This window comes from Arthrobacter sp. Leaf337 (assembly GCF_001423745.1).
Taxonomy (GTDB): Bacteria; Actinomycetota; Actinomycetes; order Actinomycetales; family Micrococcaceae; genus Arthrobacter.
On sequence record NZ_LMPC01000028.1, the window covers coordinates 68621 to 87560 of the forward strand.

An 18940-nucleotide genomic window follows, 5' to 3' on the forward strand; every position below is an offset into this window, starting at 1 on the left:
CAACAACTGAGACCTGCCGCGTTAGCCCTCACCCCATGGCCGCTACCGCCCCGCAACTGCTGCCACCGGCGGGTGTTCACGTGTTTGGGCGCGGACGACCGGCTGCGGCCGGGGCCAAGAATAACCGTCATGCCGGGGCCGGCTTGGGTTGACATAGTCAGGGCACTGCGGTCGTCGTGGTCGTTCAGTCGATGAGACGCCTCATATCCCAAGGGTTGTGAGACATCGACAAGTGCAACAGGGAGATACAGGCGGCTGTCAGATGTAGCTGCAGATCTGTTCTTTATCGCAGTTAATGGGGTCTGCTGCATCGATCGTCCTGAAATGTTCCGCGACACTGGCTCGTAGCGCAGTTAATTCCGCGATTGTCTTGTCCAGATCGATGAGTTGCTGGCCGAGTATGTCTCTTACTCGGGTGCATGGGGTTGTGCCGCTATCCCGGATGTGGAGAATTTCTTGGATCTGCGCCAGAGTCAGTCCGGCGCTTTGGCAACGGCGGATGAACTCCAACCGGCTGATCGTGTCGGGACCATACTCGCGATAACCATTGGCGGAACGCGCAGCTGGCGGGAGCAGGCCTCGATCCTCATAGAATCTGATCGTCTTGCTTGTTAGGCCGACAGCAGAAGCGGCCTCTCCAATTCGCATCTGGGTCCTTAATCTCACTCCCAAAATTTCTATATCCTTCCACGCTACTGGAAGGTTGTGACCGATTGGCAGGATCCACTCACGAGCTGCGGCCCGGAATTGACCTTCCCGTGCAGGGGAAGGTGCAGACTGAGGACAGCACGCAACAAGGACGATTCGGGTGTTCACGCAAAAGTAGCTGGAGGACCAATGGCTGATGCAGCACCGCAGGATTTTGATTTGGCCGTAATTGGTTCGGGTGGCGGAGCCTTTGCCGCCGCGATCCGTGCCACCAATCTTGGCAAGCGGGTCGTGATGATCGAGCGGTCAACAGTGGGCGGGACCTGTGTGAACACCGGCTGCGTGCCCTCAAAGGCCCTGTTGGCCGCCGCTGAAGCCCGGCACGTTGCGTTGGACGGGACTGGACGATTCTCGGGGATCAGCACCTCGGCCGGCCCTGTGGACATGGGCGCGCTCATGGAAAGCAAGAGGGCCCTGGTTGAAGGTATGCGCTCGGATAAGTACGTGGATTTGGCCGCTGATTACGGGTGGGACCTGCGCCATGGCACTGCCGGGTTCGCCGGCACCCCGGAAGAACCGGCTTTGGAAATCACCGGAGCTGACGGCGCCCGCGACTCCCTGACCGCTGCCCATTATCTTGTCGCAACTGGCTCGGCCCCATGGGCACCGCCGGTGCCGGGACTGGATAAGGTGGAGTACCTGACCTCGACCACGGCGATGGAACTGAACGAGGTCCCTGAGTCTCTGATCGTCTTCGGAGGCGGGTACGTGGCTTTGGAACAGGCGCAGCTTTTTGCCCGCCTCGGATCAAAAGTGACCATATTGGCCCGCTCCCGGCTTGCCTCGCAGGAGGAACCGGAGGCCTCCCGCGCTCTGGTGAGTGTCTTCACCGACGAGGGCATCCGGGTGGTCCGCCGTGCAGCAGTGACATCGGTCCGCACGGACGCGGTCGGCTCAGAGGTCATTGTCACGGCCACAGTAGCCGGTGCCCAGCAGGAGTTCCGGGCAGAGAAGCTGCTGGTGGCCACCGGCCGCCGCGCCGTGACCGACGGACTGAACCTGGATGCAGTCGGCGTTAAGACGGGTGACACCGGCCAAATCCTGGTCGAGAAAACCCTGGTCAGCTCCAACCCCAGGATCTGGGCTGCCGGGGACGTGACCGGGCACCGGGAATTCGTCTACGTTGCGTCCGCGCACGGGACCTTGATGGCGGAGAACGCCTTCAGAAACGCCGGCCGCGAAGTCGACTACCGGCACCTGCCCCGCGTCACGTTCACCAGCCCCGCCTTGGCAGCGGTCGGTATGACCGACAGGGAAGCTAACGAGGCGGGCCTCCGATGCGAGTGCCGGGTGCTGCCGTTAGAGTACGTGCCACGGGCACTGGTGAACCGGGATACCCGCGGCTTCATCAAAATCGTCGCTGATACCAGCACCGGGCGCATCCTTGGAATCACAGCGGTCGGCAAGGAAGCCGGAGACCTCGCCGCCGCCGGAGTGTACATCCTCGAGGCCGGCATGACGGTAGACCAGGTAGCGAACCTTTGGTCTCCGTACCTGACCATGGCCGAAGGCATCAAAATCGCCGCGCAATCCTTCACGACCGACGTCTCCAAACTGTCCTGCTGCGCCTCATAAGGCGCGGTGCTCTTCGGATCGGGTACCGTGACCGGAGTAAACGAGCAAGGGGCGAACTGGGAAAATGGAACCGACCAAGGAAGACATCCTGGCCGAATACCGGCGGGTACGAGCCGACCTTGATGCGTTGCTGTCGGACGCCACTGCCGCCGAGCTTGACCGCAAGAGCAACGGCACCAAGTGGACAAATGAGGAACTACTCTTCCACATGGTCTTCGGCTACATGGTCGTCCGCGCACTGCTCCCGCTAGTCCACTTCATCAGTCGACTGCCAAGTGGCGTCGGCAGGGCCTTCGCTTCACTCTTAAACGCGGGCACCCGCCCCTTTGACATCGTGAATTACTGGGGCTCCCGCGCTGCAGCCCTGTACTTCAACAAGCGACGGATGTCCGGGAGACTGGACAGGACGCTCCGCGCCATCACCCGCAGGATGGACCGCGAGAGCCAGGAATCGCTCTCCAGGTCAATGCCGTTCCCAGATCGGTGGGACCCTTTTTTCGCCCCCACCATGACGCTCAGGGACGTCTACGCGTACCCCACAAAACACTTTGACTTTCACGCCAGGCAACTCAGTCTTAAGCGCTGAGGCACGCTGCATCATTTGCCTGCTTGAGAAGATCGCCCCCGTGCAGATCCATAACCGGCGGGTCCGCCCCGACACACATGATGTTTCGTAGGCAGTTGGAGCCCTCCTAATCCCTGATCAAGTGTCTCGAAACCTCCGCGACTCAAAACCCTAGCGATATGAGGCGAGCAATAGCTGGGGAGCCGAGTTTCGACAGGTCGCGCTGAGGGGTTCGAGTAAGCTCCCGATTGATGCGCCTTCCAAATTAGGGTCATGCGCCACGGCCAAGGGACTTAGCCGACCACCTCAAGAACCAGGATTGCTGAGGCTGTGCAGCTGACGATGTGCTCCTTCTTGGCAGGGGTCTGCCCCTTCTGGGTGGGATCGGGCCGGTTCCGCTGTGGCGTAAAGGGTGTTGAGTTGGCGGTAGAGGGTTCGGGCGATGTAGCGCTTGAGGGATCTGCGGATTTCGCGGTAGCTGCGGCCTTCTTGGGTGCGTTTGGTGACGTAGTCCCGTGTTCCGGGGTCGTGGGCCATCCGGGTCATGGTGATGGTGTGCAGGGCTCGGTTGAGGCGCCGATCACCGCCCCGGTTGAGCCTGTGCCGGACAGTGTTACCGCTTGAGGCGGGCAAGGGATTCACCCCTGCCAGTGAGGCGAAGGCAGCTTCGCTGCGGACTCTTCCTGGATGCGACCATGCTGTCAGGACGGTGGCGACTGTGACAGCCCCGGCACCCATCATCTCCAACAGCGGCGCAGCGGGGCTTTGTTGGATCAGTTCTGTCATGCGCTTGTGGTTCGCCGTCAGCTGTGTGGTTACTTCGAGAACGCGGCGCGCCAGCCGGGCTGCTTCCTCGCGTGCGATTGATAGTTCGATCGGTTCCTGTCGTTCCCGCCATCTGGTGATCGTGGCGATCTGGGCGGGAACCAATGGTTTACGAGCGTCGATTCCAAGGTCGTGTGCCCGGAGTAGGGCGATGAGTGCATTGACATTCATTGTTCGTTCCCGGGTCAACTGATCCCGTGCTGCGTTCAGGATCCTGAGTCCGGCACGGGTGCCTTCGCCCCGGCGCGGGACTCGAAGCTGGGACTCCTCTAAGGCCAGGACTGCGGTTCCGATGGCTGCGGCGTCCAGCGGGTCGGATTTGCCGATCCCCCGGCGTCCTCGGGCGTTCATTCGTGGAGCTTCGGCGACGTCGTAGCCGGCGTCGGCTACTGCCCTCGCCAAACCTGCCCCGTAGGAGCCGATACCCTCGACGGCCCATAGACAGGCCATATCGCCGTCTGTCCGTCGGCCCACCCAGGTGAGTGCGCGGGAGATCCCTGCCTGGGTGGTCGGGAACTGCTCGCACGCGACCTGTCGCTTGGTATTGGCGTCGATAATGGCGTAGGTGTGGGTGCGGGCGTGGCAGTCCACGCCGATGACGAATGGGCGGGTCTGCGCAACGATAGTCAACGCGGCCACCCTCCTTTCTTTCGAACGGGCAAGACTGGTCGCATCGCGACCGGCACTGACCTGGGAGGAGTCACTTCGAGGCAATACTGTGATGAGCCACAACCGCAGGGCTGGGCAAGCTTCTAATCAAGCCACCGTCGTGGGGACAGGTCAACGCCGGTCGCTCCACCTGGCGCGGACAAGTCGGGGGAAATGCACCCTCAAGGGGGCAATTGTTTTTTCGAGTCACGCGTCAGGCAGAACGGCCGGCATCAACACTGCCAGCTAGTCCCAGACCAGCCACTGAAAGACTCACAGTTGTTTTTTGGTTGCTGGCAAGCTTGCTTGCTCGTGGCCGACGGAGGCCCCCTCCACCCGCAGGGCCAGGCACCGGAAAATCTGCGGAGGAAATAAGCGACGAAGGAGCGTCGCAGCAGAATTTCCGGTGCCGCAGAACCCGACGAAGGAGGGTTTGGAGATCAGGGGCCGGAGCGGACATGGATAATCCGAAGGAATCTCAATGATCTTGTCAACGGATGTTGGCGGTGCCGCTCTCGTTCCCCCGGCCGCCTGGCCGGGGGAACTTGGGGAGCTTTTAGGCCATCCAGCCCGGGTAGGGCTTACGGTCCTGCACTGGCAGCCCGGCGGCCGTGACGGGGAGGTTGTCCGGACCGTCGGACTGCCCACAGGCCCAGTGGAAGAACACCTCAGCGGTGATCGCCTCGAAGCAGGCGTCTTGGGTGCGGAACCAGTGCGTGGAGGTATCGCCTTCGACGCAGGTGCCGTAGCCGAACAGTTCCCCGTAACCGTCCCGGGTGCGGGCGACGGCGAAGATGACATAGGGCCAGGATCCGGCGTCCCAGCCTTCGCTGCCCCAGTTCGGCAGCACGGACCAGGCGGTGCCCTCGAGGGTGTCCATCCAGTCGTACCCGTCTCCCGTCCTGTTGTCCGCGGGAAGGGCCGGGGCGGTCACCGGTTCGGCGGTGTCGGTCGTGGCCGTGCGGGTCATGGTTTGTGTGCTCATGAGGTGACGCTCCGTTTCACTCGGGCGGGGCGGGTGCCTGAACCATCGGCTATCCCTCTCCCCCACCATGTTTTTTGCCTGCTGGCGGAGCATCGCGTAGCTGTGCCCGACGGAACCGGGGCAACCCGAAGGGCAAGCAGCAGATGGATTGTGGGGAGGAAAGAAGCGCAGCGCCGACCACAAGGCATCGGCTGCGCTGCCGTCCGCAGGACGGTTGCGCCGGTGGAGCGGGCACGTATGATCCAACGGACAGCAGCAAAAAGAAAAAGAAAAATGCTTGTGCTGCCCGAGCGCAGCGAGGCCCGTATCGGCCCCTGGCTGTCTCCCGTAATGCCAGCTTCCGGCCATCCGGAAGAGAACACTGCCGTGCGCGGTGGCCCCGATGAAGAGACGGTGGCCGCTGCGCGGGCGCAGTTGTAGCCTTATGGCTAAACGCAGGAACGCCTCTCCTGCGATCAAGCAACGGGCTTGAAATCCCGTACTTCTGCGAAGTTCGGGACGTCAAAGAGTGTGGGTTCTGATGGATGAAAACCAGCAGGAATTGACTCATGTTGCGTTCCTGCTCACAGACCTCGAGCTAGCGTACTTCGCGTACGGGGGCAACCAGAGCCTATTGGTCGTCGATGCATATCTGAACGGACTGATTCCGCTATCGACCCACGACTGCAACCTGCTGGCGTTGGTCCTCAATGAGCGCCTGAGCGAACTCCACTTGCCTCACCTCGCCTCCTACAGTGGCTAAGGACGGCATCACGCAGCCTTCAGTTCCGCAGCAACAGGGGCGTAAGTGGTGCCGTCGCGGAACATGGCCCAGAGGACGTTGAGGCGGCGGGGAGAGCATGGCCTGGATGTGGGAGTTGCCTTCGCCGCGTTTACGGTCGTAATAGGGCCAGGAGGCCGGAGACGTAGACAACCCGGAGCAGCCCCCGGTCGTAGCGCCGGGGCCGGTGGTGATTGCCGGTGATCCTGCCGGAGCCCCGGGGTGCCGGGGCGAGCCCGGCAACGCCGGCGAACCCGTGAGCGGTTCAAAGACGGCGAGGACGGGTCCGAGGCCGGGCATGCTGGGTAGGGACCGGGTGTGGCGGTGTTCCACCACACGCTCAGAGATAAGGGCATCCAATTCGGCCCGTTCCTTTTGCAGGTCCAGGATCTCCCGTGCCAGCGGCCACGATCATCTTTCCTGCCCGCTGGGCGGGAACTGCTGCGGGCTGATCCCTCGGCGCGGCCATAGCGGTTTCGGCCACTGCCGCGCTGCTGCGGGCATCCCATCCTTCTCTGCCCCAGTTCGACAGCACGTAACCGTTCGGCAGCCGGGGACGACTTAGCGCCAGTTTTTCGCGAGATGGTCCCCGCCCCCGACCCCTAGCAGGCCCCTGGCGCTTTTAGTAGGAGCGTGGGTGAGGAGTACGCGACTACATCTGATTACAGTTTCTCCAGAAGTCACATAAATGGCTTGTGCAACGTCAATGCCTGCTATTGTTCGTTTTATAAGTGCCCGGGGCGTCCCGCTCATCAACAAGGGCCAACCGGGCATACGCCCGGTCCGCAGGTCCTTGGGGGAGGACGTGTCGTCCCCCGGGTATCGAAAAGCAAAGGTCTCAACCATGCTTCCCGTTTTCGCAATCCGCCCCACCCCCGCCCGCAAAACCGCAGCCAAGATGCTCGCCGTCACCGCGCTCACCGCCGGGGTCCTGCTCACCGCCCCGTCAGCCTTCGCGGCGGATTCGATCACCCAGACGGTGACCGGAGGATCCAGGACTGCGTCCGTCGCCGATCTTGCCTTGGCTGACGTCGCCACCTCGCACTCGGGAACCGCTCTCAACACCGGGGTAATGACCCTGTCCGTCGACGACTCCACCGGCACCGGTGCCGGCTGGAACGTCACCGAGCAGGTCAGCAGCTTTGCGTACACTGCTGGGGGAAACAGCGGCACTGCGATCCCGGCCGCTAACTTCTCCATCACCTCGGTCGGGGCTGTCACCTCCAGCGCCGGCCAGGCGATCGATGCCACCGGCACCGACGTGGCACCGACCGGGCCGCAGAGCGGAAACATCGACACTGGTGTGACTGGCACCCTGGATGGACCTGTGACGGTGCTGCGGGCCGGTGCCTCCTTCGGGCAGGGCACCTATTCGCAGGCAATCAATGTCAACCTGGCCGTTCCTGCCAATAGCCGCGCCGGCACCTACACGGGAACCCTGACCACCACGATCACCGCGGCTCCGTAGGCCAGAGGCTAAAGTAAGAGGCTGCAGGGCCGGGGCCTGATGACGCCCGTCCTCTGCAGCCTCTGCGTCCCGAAGAAAAACGGTGAAGGTTATGCGTGCCAAACGCCCACGCTTAGGGGCGGCCCCCGTTGCGCTGCCCATCGCGGTGCTGGCCGTGCTGGCCCTGGCCGTGCCGGCTTCCGCGGCGCTTACGGCGAGCGTGGAGAACCTGGAAATGCCGGCAGTACCGTACTCCCACTACCCGCAGACGACCTCCGGCCGCGCTGTCCTGACCGCAGAGGACAGCTCACTGTACGCACTAGGGCTAAACCTCCTCGGCGTCGGCTGGAATGTCACAGAGCAAACTTCCGCCCTGGTCTACAGCGGACCGAACCAGGGAACGAGCATTCCCGCTGCGAACCTGTCCGTCGCCTCCGTCGAGGCGCCGGTGGCCCGGACCGGCAGCCAGCCGATCCACCCGACCGGCGGCCCCAAGGCAGCCGCTTCTCCGGCCGGTTCTTTGGATACGCCGCGCAAGGTCCTGCAAGCAAATTCCGGATACGGGGCCGGGACCTACACCCAGGGAATCGCCCTGTCCCTGACCATCCCTGCGTACACCAGGGCCGGGACCTACACAGCGACCCTCACGACGACCATCAGCACCGGACCCTGACGTCAGGCGCGCGCCTGACGTCCGGCAGTACTCCTCGAATCTTCCGAAAGCAGCCCTCCATGCCCAAGCCATCCCGCCGGCGCTTCGCCCGAATCCTGCTGGCACTCGGATGCCTGATCGCTGCCCTGGGCGGCCCCGTCACGATCGCCGCGGCAGATGAGCAGCAGCCCGTCAAACTCAGCCTCAAACCCGTGGACCAGCCAGGTTCCTATTTCAATCTGACAATCAAGCCCGGCCAGAGCCAGCAGCTGAAAGCGGAGCTGGGCAACAACGGATCCGCAGCCATACCCGCCCGGACCTACGCCGCTGACGCATACTCCATCGTCAACGGCGGATTCGGTGCGAAAGACCGGGACAGCACCCCTACCGGGACCACGACGTGGCTGTCCTACCCCACTCAGGTCCTGCAACTGCCCGCCGGTCAGGCCAACATCCGCACCTTCATCGTGTCCGTGCCCGCGGGCACCGCACCCGGGGAATACATCAGCAGCCTTATCCTGGAAAACGACGTCCCGATTCAGGGTTCAGGAACCGTTGTCCTGAACCAGATCGTCCGCCAGGCCGTCGCCGTATCCATCCGCGTTCCCGGCCCGCTCGAGCCCGCATTCACCCTTGGAACCGCCAGCCACAAGATCACCGCTGAACGCTCCGTAATCGACGTCCAGATCACCAACACCGGCAACAGCAATCTCAAACCCGCCGGCAACCTGGTGATCCGCGACCACAACGGTAAAACCATCAGCCAGGCACCCGTGACCATGGACTCCCTCTACGCCCATGCCGGGACGTTGGTGGAAACCACTTTGGCCGGGAAGCTGAAACCCGGTGACTACACGGCCGGCATCACCCTGACCGACCCGACCACCAAGGTCAGCGCCACAGGCGCTGACCTGCCGTTCACGGTGGCCGAGGACGCCGCCTTGAGCTCCAGCGGGGCCCAGCAAGGACAGCTGCCCCAGATTATGCAGGACGCCGGCACCGGCATCAACCCCTACCTCATCGCCTTGGCCGCCTTGGGCGCTTTGGCCGCCCTCTATCTCCTCATCCGCAGGAGCCGACGACGCACTGCACGCAAAAGCAACCGCAGGGGGACTGCGTCCAGAGCTGACTCAGCGGACGGGACTGTCTGAATAACGGTGGATTCCGGGGTCGGGACCACCTCGCGGTAACTGGCGCGAAGCCGTCCCTTGTCGGCGAACGGTAACGTTTGTTCGTTTTACATGTCTGGGTGCTGAAAGTCTCCGCAGGTCAGCCGAGCTGGTCTTCCTGTCCCGCGCCGTAGAAGGCCCGGTGCAGTTCGCCTTTGCGCCCGTGGAAGAAGCGCCGGGCCCGGACCTGACGGCCCTCTTGAAGGTTCGGCTGCGACCGTCCTCCGCCTGACCTTAGGCCTCACGGACCATCTCGGCCGCACCCATCCCTCGAAGGGTTCACCCCCGGTCAAGCCATAGTCGTCGAGGCCCTGCCGACGCTGGGGCTGGTCAGCACGGTTCTGGGCGCCCGCTTCCGGGGCGCAGAACATAAGCCCGCTCTCGGCCCCAGGCGAGACGGTAGCCCGGCGCACGTGAATGGCATGAAATGGCAGGCGCTGGCCGCATCGCCACGGCAACAGCGCACTGGCTCGCGCGGCGCCGTCGTCCACGGACCTGCAGCGGCGCCCCGCGCCCTGCATGCTGCGCGCGGACCCGGCGGTAGGCTCAGTCAAGCAGACAGGGGGGCTGAGGTATGACAGAGAGAGAATCGAATACGCCGCGGGCTGGGGATATTTTAGTCTGCGTATTGACTGTCCAGGTGGTCTTCGTGCTGGCCGCCGGCGCCGTCGTGATCCTGGATCCGGCAGAGGTACTGGAACACCTCGGCGTCCGGGTGGTGGCAGGCTCGCTGGTCCTGATGCCGATCGTCATGGTCTGCCTCGTGGCCCTGCGTTTCCGCAGGAATCACCGCTCGGAGAGAATCCATACCGGGAATGTTTCCCGGTTATTGGACAGGGTGCTGAGCACCAGCCATGAATGGATATGGGCGGTCGATGACGAGTGGAAATTCACGTTCTCCAGCCAGACCAGCGCGGATCTTCTTGGTTATCTGCCTGCAGAACTCATCGGTGAGCCCTGCAGCGTGATCATCGACCCGGACGATCTCGCCAGGGCACGTGGGGCCGTGGCGATCTCCCTTGGCCGGGAAGGTTCCTCGTGGAACGGGCTCACCGTGCGCTGCCGACACCGCGACGGCAGCACAGTCTGGATGGAAGTATCCGGTGGTATCCGCCCGGCTGCTGACGGACAGCCTGGTGGCTTCGACGGGACCAGCCGGATGCTCCCCCGGGAGACCGCACAGGAAGCAGCCGCTTCGCGCAGCCAAAACCAGATCCGCGAGATCATCGACGGGAAGTTGCTGCTGACGGCCTTCCAGCCCATCCACAGTCTGGGCACCGGGCACCTCATCGGAGTGGAGGCGCTGTCGCGGTTTGTCAGCGATGACGGCGCAGGCGCGGAGTACTGGTTCCAGGAGGCCGCCGCCGTTGGCCTCTCCGCAGAGCTCGAATTCGCCGCCCTGACGACAGCGCTGGAGGCCGCACGGGAGCTGCCGCCGCTCATTTACGTAGCCCTGAACATTTCCCCGGCCACCTGTCTGGACCCGGGACTCCCCGGACTACTGGAGCGTTCGTCCCTGCCCCTGGACCGGATGGTACTGGAGCAGACCGAACGGCTCGAAGTGCCGGAATACGGTCCCCTCATCGCTGCCCTGGCGCCGCTGCGGGAGCGCGGGCTGCGCATTGCCGTCGACGACGCCGGCTCGGGCTTCGCCTCCATGCGCCACGTCCTCCACGTCCGGCCCGACATCATCAAGCTGGACCGCAGCCTCACCGCGGGGATCGACGATGATCAGGGCCAACGCGCCCTCGGCGCCGCCCTGGCCGAATTCGCCAGACGGATCGGCGCCACCCTCGTCGCGGAAGGCATCGAAACACAGGCAGAGCTCGCTGCAGTCACCGGGCTCGGGATGGCTGCCGGACAGGGCTACCTTCTCGGCCGGCCATCTGTCCACCCGCGGGAATGGGCAGCGTGGCATCAGGCCTCCACCCGGGAGTCAAGGCCACCCGATGAACGCGCGTCACCCGGTCCCGGACCATCGTGATGACGGATAGGCGTCGGGATTGTCCGCCCCCACAAGGGTGGACCTTTGTCGGGCCGGGCGCGCCTAACGCTGATCGCGCCTGAGGAGCCCGAACCACTCCGCCAGCCTTGGGATCCGGCCATTCGAAGAACAGATGTCACCGCCATCGCCCGCCGCGGCCGCACCTGAACCCACCGGACCGACTGGACGGCCCACCGCGTCCCCCCCCCCAGTACTGAGCAGAACGAAAGCGACACCAGATACATGGTTGGAGACTTCGTGAGTCCGACCATCGCGATCAGCGCATTCATTTCCATGTCGGAGGACCGCTGACCTGCTGCGGACCCGAAGTAGTACGCGCGCGCACCCTCCCGGCCGTTGCCGGCACCGGGCTAACCGGCGGTCAGCGGTCAGCGGTCAGGCGGCCACTGGTGGTGATGCCGCAGGGGCCGGGGTGTAGGTGGTGCCGTCGCGGAGCATGGCCCAGAGGACGTTCAACCTTCGCCGGGCCAGGGAGAGCATGGCCTGGACGTGGGTTTTGCCTTCGGCACGTTTACGGTCGTAGTACCTCCGGGATGCGGAACAGCTCTTCAGGGCCGAGAGCCCTGAGAGGTAGAAGACGCGCAGCAGCCTCCGGTCGTAGCGCCGGGGCCGGTGGTGGTTTCCGCTGATCCGTCCGGAGTCCCTGGGGGCCGGTGCCAGCCCGACGACGCCTGCGAACCGGTCGGCGGATTGGAAGACGGTGAGGTCGCCGCCGGTGGCGCCCAGGAACTCGGCGGCGAGAACTGGGCCGAACCCTGGCATGCTCAGCAGGGTCCGGGCGTGCCGGTGCTCGGTGACCTTCTCGCTGATCAGCGCGTCCAGCTCGGCCAGTTCCTTGTCCAGGGTCATGATTTCCCGGGCGAGGGCGGCGACAATCTGTTCTCCGAGGTGCTGGGCCGGGACGGTGGTGTGCTGGGACTTCGCGGCATCAACGGCGGCCTGGGCGACCGCGGCGCTGGACCGTGCGCCGTGTTTCTTCAGCCAGGCGTGGAGTCTGGCCTGCCCGGTGCGGCGGATCCCGTCCGGGGTCCGGTATCTGGTCAGCAGGAACAACGCGGCTTTGGAGCGGCTGTAGTCAAAGGCCCGTTCCAGGGCCGGGAAGTATTCCAGCAGCTGGGCCTGCAGGCGGTTGATCGCCCGGACCCGGTCCGCGGATTTATCGGCCCGCCGGGCGGTGAGGATCCGCAGCCCGGTGCTGGTCTCGTCCCCGGCCCGCAGGGGTTGCAGGTCACGGCGCATCCGGGCCTGGTCCGCTATCACGGCGGCATCTTTCGCATCGGTTTTGCCCTCGCCGCGGTAAAGGCGGGAGGCGTGGTGGACGATCCGGCCCGGGATGTAGAGGATGTTCTGGCCGTGGGCGACGAGCAGGGCGATCAGCAGCGCCGGTCCGCCGTGGTTCAGGTCGGTGGCCCAGAGCACCTCGTCCCCGCCGGCCAGTTTCAGGACGTTGGCGATGAGCTCGAGCAGGGCCGGTTCGTCGTTGGGGATTTTCTGCGAGAGCAGCCGGGTTCCGTCGGCGTCGATTACGACGCAGTGATGATGGGCTTTGCCGGCGTCGATACCGGCCCACAGTTTCACCAAAACAGCCTCCATTCCCTTGATTACAGGTGCCCGGCAGATAACCGCGCCGTCGTGTCCTTATCCGGCGATCATGTCGCGTCTCTCAATCAGCGGTCGGGTCATCGCGGGGTGGCGGGCGGCCAATCCTACGAAGCCGTCACGCACGAGTCGTCCGGCCACAGCAACAAAGCCATACCCGCCTCCCCTGGGTAGCCACGACCCTACAATGGCCGCGGAACTTCACCCGGTAACAACATAAGGACAGCAGCAAAAAGAGAAAAAAGAGCTTTACAGCCCGAGCGCAGCGAGGTCCGAGGGCCCAACTCGGGCGCTACGTGGGCGAGGCTGGAAAATGAAGGCCTCCGTCACCGGCCGTTCAGTCGCACTTATTTTGTGGTGCTCTCGCGTGCAGCGAGGGCTTGCTGGTGGCGATAGAGCGTTGCGCGGCTCCAGCCCACGAGCCGGGCGGCGTCTTCCGCGGTGCGTCCCTTCGCTCGGGCGTCCTGGGCGATCGCCAGCTTGTCCGCGATGACGGCCGGGTCAGACACGGGCCGGCCGAAGCGGGTTCCGTTCTGTCTTGCGGCGGCGATGCCTGCGTTGACTCTCTCGACGATCAGTTCGCGTTCATACTCGGCGAGGGTGGCGAGCATGTTGAGCATCAGCCGGCCCGTCGAGGTCGCGGGGTCAATGCCGTCCGAGATGGATCGGACGTGAATGCCGCGGTCGCGCAGCAGGGTCACGGTGTTGAGCACGTCGATCAGCGATCGGCCCAACCGGTCGACTCGCCACACGACCACGGTGTCGCCCTCCTCGGCGTACTCGAGGAGTCTTTTCATGCCGGGCCGCTCGATTGCCGCCTTGCTTCCCGAGGTGACGTCGGCGAAGACGTCGCGTTTCTGCACGCCGGCGGCGACCAGCGCGTCCAGCTGCAGCTGGGCATCCTGACCGGAAGTACTGACGCGCGTATAACCCAGTTGCCTCACAAAGCCATTCTGACTCGGAAAGTCTCGGGAGCACCCTCGCTGAGACGATTCTTGGTGAGACGCGTTAGCGAGACATCAGTGGGCCCTACTTTCTCAGCTCCTCGGCCGGCGTATAGGGCCGCGGGTCGATGTCTTGGAAAGCTGTTGTTTTTCAAGACGCTAGGCAGCCGAACTAAGAAATTTGTTTTCTTCCGCGCCTCGCGCCCTAATCAGCTCCCGGCCGGCGCCCGTTCAGCTGTCTCATAACTAAGGATGAGTACTCGATTTTCGCCAAGGGGTTATGAGACATAGATACGAGAATCGCCCTTGCCATCGCGCGTCCAAAGTTCCGCAGAAAATCTGTGACTGTGCAGGTCAGACGACTATCCGCTCGTCGAGATGTCTCGTTTCCCAGGGGTTGTGAGACGCACGTAATGCTCAAGTTTGGGGACCTTCACAGGGTGATAAATCGGACAGTTCATTTGGGCACTCCGAGACCGCCTCCGGTGTCCTGGCCGGTTCGATGCGGGTGTCCGCGCGTCCGCGTCGGTGCAGGTCATCGACTATGACCTTGGGCGGAATCGGGAGCGCGCCTTACGCCGCGTACCAAGCACCGACGCAGGTCACTGTCACACGAGCAGCGCCTCGAGCTCCGGAAGTCGGCCGAACAGGTCGGGGAGGCCGCGCACCCCGTTGCGCACGGACTCGTGCGACAGCGCGAGGTCAGGGCCGGTGCTTGCCTCGACACCGGCGAGGCACCGGAGGATGTTCCACCTCGTGTGCCCCAGCCAGGCGCCGATCATGAACACAAACCAGCTTGAACCTGACGGCGGCAGCGCTCCGCCCCCCGCGACATAGCCGTCGAGAACCGAGCCGAAAATGGCGGGCTTGATGTCGTCGAAGCCAGGTCCCTTCGCGAGGCTCAGCGCGGTCGAGCCGAGCTCACTGGACAGGTCGAGCATCCCCGAGAGCTCCCAGTCGAGCACCACCGGCCGACCCTCTCGAGCGAGCAGATTCCACGGTTGGATGTCCCTGTGGGTCAGCACGACGGGGCCTGGCCGTTCGCAGGTGTCGACGAAGTGGGCAATCGCGAGGAACGTCTCGACGTGAGAGGCGAGCTCGTCGGCCCACGGCTGTCCGGTCGCCGCCGCCCTCGCGGCGAGCTCGGACCAGTCCCGTGACGTCGGGTCCTCGATCGACACATGGGTCCACGCGACGTCGAGCGCGTGGACGCGCGCGAGGATCTCACCGATCTCAAACGCGTACACAGCCGACACTGGCGCTTCGGGCACCTTCTCGCCTTCGACCCATCGGTGAACGAGCGTGTAGTGGCTGGCCGAGATCGGCTCTGGCATCGGAATGCCAGCAGCGAACGCCGCCCGCTCAAACCTGAACACGTCCTCGACGCGATAGGTCCAGCGGCGGTCGACGAGGTTCAACTCCTTCACCGCGAACGACCCCTGGTCGGTGTCGAGCCGGTACATCCGGTTGGCGAACCCGCCGTGGACACGAATCATCGGCCCGATCGGCGCGCCGAGATGCGAAAGGTTCACCCACTCATTCTATGAGCTGGCAGTTCATCGATGCACCGAACTTTCCCGCAATGCATGCTCACTGTCACCGCCACGCCGACGAACGGCCACAGCCCGACCACTTACCAAACACGCCTGAGCCCGATTCGGTGTCTCGAATCCTCTGCGCCTCGAAACCCAAGGGTTTCGAGACAACCTCCTGGAGGTAGCGTTAAGGGCACCCTCTCCGTACATGGCATCGTGCGCCGGAAAACGTGCGCATCGAGGCAGGGCTACTGGATCCGTGCAGAAAGCATGCCTGGCTGCACACCGGACGACCGGCTTGCGGGCGCTGGCGAGCCGCCTAATAACGCCTGCCATTCCGGTGGTTCGAGGTGCTCAGATTGAGACCTAGAAGGCCTGATATTTTGCTGCCCCGTGTGTAAGGTCGGTTCATGGACGCAACTGCAGCGTATCGATCACCGCGGTGGTGGCCTTGGGCGCTAGCGATCCTGGGCGTAATCGTTTTAAACGCCTTCTTCATCGGATCACGGGGAGGTGAGTGCTTTGACTACGTGATTGAGTCGGGCGCCGCCGGTACCTGCACTAGTGGTCCGATGCTCGGGATCGAAGGGACGTGGATCTTGGGCGTCGTAAGCGCGGCGGCCGTCGTTTACTTCGCTCGTCGCGTCGTGCGCGTAATTAGCGCCGGAGGGACTACGGAAGAACATCGCTAGCAATCACATGTGGGACATCGTTCAGCGAGCCGGCTGTTGGCGCCACAAATGGACCCCATGCGCATCTGTCCTGCGTATTCGCGGTGGACGATCCGGTTACGGGAGATCTGAATTCCTGTGCCTCATAACTTCAGCGACCCGAATCCCTAGGGTCTGAGACGGTTGGACAATGGTTCCATGACTGATCAGCCTTTCGAGTCCAAGTTCTCTTCCGAGGACCCCCCTTGGAAGGCTCCGGATGCCGAATTGATTGCGGTTGCTAGAGAAAACGGTGTTTCTCTGCAAGCCCTTCTCCTGGCCGCTCAAGACCATGCCCGCAAACTAGATGCGGCTCTGCGAGACCTGGGTGCCGCAGGCATATCTCCACTCGCAATCGCGGCTGAGGCCGGCTTAGGTGAAGCTCATGTTTCGGCTGTACTGGCTGGCCAAACCACCCTGGACTTCCTTTTGGAGCTCTCAAGAACCGACTAGCCAACCGACATGGGCCAAGCCTGAATTACGTTCTATTTCGCTGTGCCTCAAGACCGAGCGTCGTGGTGTCCGGTGAAGGATTCCCCTTGCGGGACAGCTGAATTCCTGCGTCTCGAAACCTCACTGCCTCGAAACCCTAGGGTTTCGAGACAATTTTTAGCTGGCCCATGGGAGCGCGACAAATAGCGCGGCCAAAACGCCGCCATTTACTGCTGAAAATCAACGCACGGTCGGGCACCCATTTGCTCGCCCGAACCTCTGAAGGTGCTCCTACACGCCCCTCCTACAAGCCTGCAGTTGCGGACCGCGCGGCAGAGATCTTGACGTGACACTTGCATTTTGCAAGTATTATGCGCATGAGCCTCTTCATCACCTGCCCGGTCGAGAGCGTCGAGCGCGCGACCGCCTTCTACACCGCCCTGGGCTGGAGCCTCAGCCCAGAAATGTCCGATCACAACGTGTCATGCTTCGCGATCGCGCCCGAGCAGTACGTCATGCTCGGCAGCCGCGAGATGTACGCGAGCGTCGGCGGCGCCGAGGAGCTGGTCGGCGGACCCGACACGCCATCGAAGGTCACGGTCTCGTTCGACCTCGGCAGCCGCGAGGCGGTCGACGAGCTAGTCGAACGCGCCGGCGCCGCCGGAGGGCGGATCGGTGACACCGACGACTACCCCTTCATGTACCAGCGCCAGTTCGACGACCCTGACGGCTACCACTACTCGCCGTTTTGGATGAAACCGGACGCCGATCCGCCCGAGTGAGCGACCTCGCCGCGGCCCTCGATATCGTTGGAGCACGGTGGGCCTTGCTCATCGTGGAGCGGCTGCTCGACGGGCCGCAGCGCTACGGCGATCTGCAGCGCGACCTCGGAGTGCCGACGAACATTCTCGCGACCCGCCTGCGCGAGCTCGAAGCCGCCGGGATACTGTCCCGTCTGCCCCTCCGGCACAACACCCGGGCCTATGCGCTGACCGATCGCGGGCTTGCCTTGCGTGAGGCGATCATCGCGCTAGGACGCTGGGGCAGCGATGAGGCCTAGGCGTGGCGCGGAATCGCGACGCGCTTCGATGAGTTGGCTGGGCTCTGCCCCTGCAACACGTGGGCTGGCTGGATCCGTAGAGGCTAAAGGGTGTTGAGCTGACGAGAGCTGACTTCCGCGTCGAAGCGTAGCGGAATGCCTTGCTGGCCTTCCCGAGCGGGAAGGCCAGCAGGTCAATCGCTTATCACCAACGCCTAGCCTAGCTAGAGGCCATTGCCCCCGTCCTTGCCGTGAAAACAAGCAACGCAAGTTTTTAGCGGGCAAGCCAAAGCGAGCACTTCGGCGAACATCCGGCTGCTCGGCCCCTGAAGGCCCGGGGCTCAGCTGGTGAATTCGTTGGCGCCGAGGGGGAAGTCCCAGTGGCCGATCCCGTTGCCGGCGAGGCCCACGGTGATCAGACCCATTCCTTCGAGCCAGTGCGCCATTTTCAGGCCGCCGACATCCAGCGGCCACCTATCGCGGGGACGGCAAGACCGACGCTCTGGTGGAATACTTCCCTTCGCTCGAGTGGGCGTTCGATCACTCCAGAAAAGCGCCCCTCATCCTTCTCGGGCGGCTACTGATCCGGTTATCTTTCAGTGGGCGCGCGCGGTATCGGCTGTTACTGCGAACCGGTGTGCCGTGTTTCGGCTTGGAGGGCTTTGGGCGGGTTGGATTCGGGGCTGAACGGGTTCGCCGTGATGGTTTCGGCTCCGGTCGCGTATGAGGCCCGTTCCGATTTCTCTGGTGGCCGTGATCCCGGCTACTGCGGCCTGTTTCGTGGGAAATATCGTCGATACCGCTACGGTGTGGCCCGATTTGTCGACGAGCCGGAAGCGGTATCCGCCGTTGGGTGCGTCAAGTAGTTCAAAGTGTCCGGACATGGGGATTACCTTCCCTTCTCCCTTCCTCGCGAGAATGATTTAAGGGTACTCCTGGACGTATCGTGCTGGCTCGCTGTCTTCGGCGGGCAGCTTAGCCCGTTTCCTGCTCGCCAGGGCGGTGTTCGCCGTTGGCTCCCTCGGTGGGCGCGGAGCCGGAGGTGTCCTATTCCTCGTTGTCCGGGCGGGCATCGGGGGTTTCGGTCAGGTCATCTGAGTAGGGTGCCCGGAGCCGGGGCACGGCGTCGATGAGTTCGTTGGCGGCCATGGCCAGCAGATCCCGCTGCACCCTGGGAAGGGACAGCAGGCCCTGGAGGTAGGCTTCGACTTCGTATTCGCCGGCCGCGCCGCCGATGCTGAAGTAGTTCAGCCAGAGTTCCCCGACGGTGATATCCACCGCTTGCAGTGCCGCCCGCAGCTGACTGCGCTGTTCGGGTTCGGTGGGATCGAAGCCCATCGTG

General features: G+C 63.7%; 17 protein-coding genes and 1 pseudogene. 10 read left to right on the forward strand and 8 right to left on the reverse strand.

All coding sequences use genetic code 11. The annotated features are described in order from the left end of the window. Positions 1-258: 258 nt before the first annotated feature. A complete protein-coding gene (locus tag ASF98_RS19100; RefSeq protein WP_055805331.1) occupies positions 259-648 on the reverse strand; it encodes a heavy metal-responsive transcriptional regulator in 390 nt (129 codons plus the stop codon). Between the two features lie 189 nt (positions 649-837). Between ASF98_RS19100 and merA the strand changes: the two genes are divergently transcribed. Together merA and ASF98_RS19110 are read left to right on the forward strand one after the other, a co-directional pair. Further along, positions 838-2283, forward strand: a complete 1446-nt coding sequence (gene merA / locus ASF98_RS19105; RefSeq protein ID WP_055805334.1) for a mercury(II) reductase — start codon at positions 838-840, stop codon at positions 2281-2283. 64 nt (positions 2284-2347) lie between these two features. Beyond that, positions 2348-2869: a DinB family protein gene (locus ASF98_RS19110; protein ID WP_055805337.1), complete on the forward strand. Its 522-nt coding sequence runs from the start codon at positions 2348-2350 to the stop codon at positions 2867-2869. 390 nt (positions 2870-3259) lie between these two features. On the opposite strand, the pseudogene ASF98_RS19115 reads toward ASF98_RS19110, so the two are convergent. Beyond that, positions 3260-4303 (reverse strand): annotated as a pseudogene (locus ASF98_RS19115) (IS110 family transposase); the annotation flags it as partial. A 574-nt stretch (positions 4304-4877) separates the two neighbouring features. Then, positions 4878-5306 carry a hypothetical protein gene (locus ASF98_RS19120; protein WP_156372472.1) on the reverse strand — a complete coding sequence of 143 codons (429 nt, stop codon included), beginning with the start codon at positions 5304-5306 and terminating at the stop codon, positions 4878-4880. A gap of 520 nt (positions 5307-5826) precedes the next feature. Here ASF98_RS19120 and ASF98_RS19125 point away from each other — a divergent pair. From ASF98_RS19125 to ASF98_RS24460, 5 genes are all read left to right on the forward strand, one after another. Then, complete coding sequence (locus ASF98_RS19125; protein WP_055805342.1) at positions 5827-6048, forward strand: hypothetical protein; 222 nt, start codon at positions 5827-5829, stop codon at positions 6046-6048. Between the two features lie 862 nt (positions 6049-6910). Beyond that, entirely contained in the window at positions 6911-7534 is a 624-nt protein-coding gene (locus ASF98_RS19130) for a WxL domain-containing protein (RefSeq protein ID WP_055805345.1), read from the forward strand. A 91-nt stretch (positions 7535-7625) separates the two neighbouring features. Further along, a complete protein-coding gene (locus ASF98_RS24450; RefSeq protein WP_055805347.1) occupies positions 7626-8186 on the forward strand; it encodes a hypothetical protein in 561 nt (186 codons plus the stop codon). Positions 8187-8245: 59 nt separating this feature from the next. Then, on the forward strand, positions 8246-9316 hold the full coding sequence (locus ASF98_RS24455) for a WxL protein peptidoglycan domain-containing protein (protein ID WP_055805350.1): 1071 nt from the start codon (positions 8246-8248) through the stop codon (positions 9314-9316). A gap of 646 nt (positions 9317-9962) precedes the next feature. Then, positions 9963-11318, forward strand: coding sequence for a sensor domain-containing phosphodiesterase (locus ASF98_RS24460; RefSeq protein ID WP_235506081.1), 1356 nt, complete (start codon positions 9963-9965; stop codon positions 11316-11318). A 396-nt stretch (positions 11319-11714) separates the two neighbouring features. On the opposite strand, the gene ASF98_RS19150 is transcribed toward ASF98_RS24460, so the two are convergent. The 3 genes from ASF98_RS19150 to ASF98_RS19160 form a co-directional block, all read right to left on the reverse strand. Further along, positions 11715-12920 carry an IS110 family transposase gene (locus ASF98_RS19150; protein WP_442854052.1) on the reverse strand — a complete coding sequence of 402 codons (1206 nt, stop codon included), beginning with the start codon at positions 12918-12920 and terminating at the stop codon, positions 11715-11717. 365 nt (positions 12921-13285) lie between these two features. Then, the gene (locus ASF98_RS19155; RefSeq protein WP_055805359.1) at positions 13286-13882 is read right to left on the reverse strand and encodes a recombinase family protein; all 597 of its coding nucleotides are present in this window, start codon (positions 13880-13882) and stop codon (positions 13286-13288) included. Positions 13883-14490: 608 nt separating this feature from the next. Further along, positions 14491-15414, reverse strand: coding sequence for a phosphotransferase family protein (locus ASF98_RS19160; RefSeq protein WP_055805361.1), 924 nt, complete (start codon positions 15412-15414; stop codon positions 14491-14493). Positions 15415-16286: 872 nt separating this feature from the next. Here ASF98_RS19160 and ASF98_RS24290 point away from each other — a divergent pair. The 3 genes from ASF98_RS24290 (at position 16287) to ASF98_RS19170 (ending at position 17619) form a co-directional block, all read left to right on the forward strand. Then, positions 16287-16580, forward strand: coding sequence for a hypothetical protein (locus ASF98_RS24290; protein ID WP_156372475.1), 294 nt, complete (start codon positions 16287-16289; stop codon positions 16578-16580). Between the two features lie 356 nt (positions 16581-16936). Next, positions 16937-17341 carry a VOC family protein gene (locus ASF98_RS19165; RefSeq protein WP_055805613.1) on the forward strand — a complete coding sequence of 135 codons (405 nt, stop codon included), beginning with the start codon at positions 16937-16939 and terminating at the stop codon, positions 17339-17341. Continuing rightward, on the forward strand, positions 17338-17619 hold the full coding sequence (locus ASF98_RS19170) for a winged helix-turn-helix transcriptional regulator (protein ID WP_055805363.1): 282 nt from the start codon (positions 17338-17340) through the stop codon (positions 17617-17619). The genes ASF98_RS19165 and ASF98_RS19170 overlap by 4 nt, the downstream gene beginning before the upstream one ends. Before the next feature lie 575 nt (positions 17620-18194). On the opposite strand, the gene ASF98_RS23845 is transcribed toward ASF98_RS19170, so the two are convergent. Both ASF98_RS23845 and ASF98_RS19175 read right to left on the reverse strand, forming a co-directional pair. Then, the gene (locus ASF98_RS23845) at positions 18195-18482 is read right to left on the reverse strand and encodes a YegP family protein (RefSeq protein WP_082506948.1); all 288 of its coding nucleotides are present in this window, start codon (positions 18480-18482) and stop codon (positions 18195-18197) included. 163 nt (positions 18483-18645) lie between these two features. Continuing rightward, positions 18646-18936, reverse strand: coding sequence for a hypothetical protein (locus ASF98_RS19175; protein WP_055805366.1), 291 nt, complete (start codon positions 18934-18936; stop codon positions 18646-18648). Positions 18937-18940: the final 4 nt, after the last annotated feature.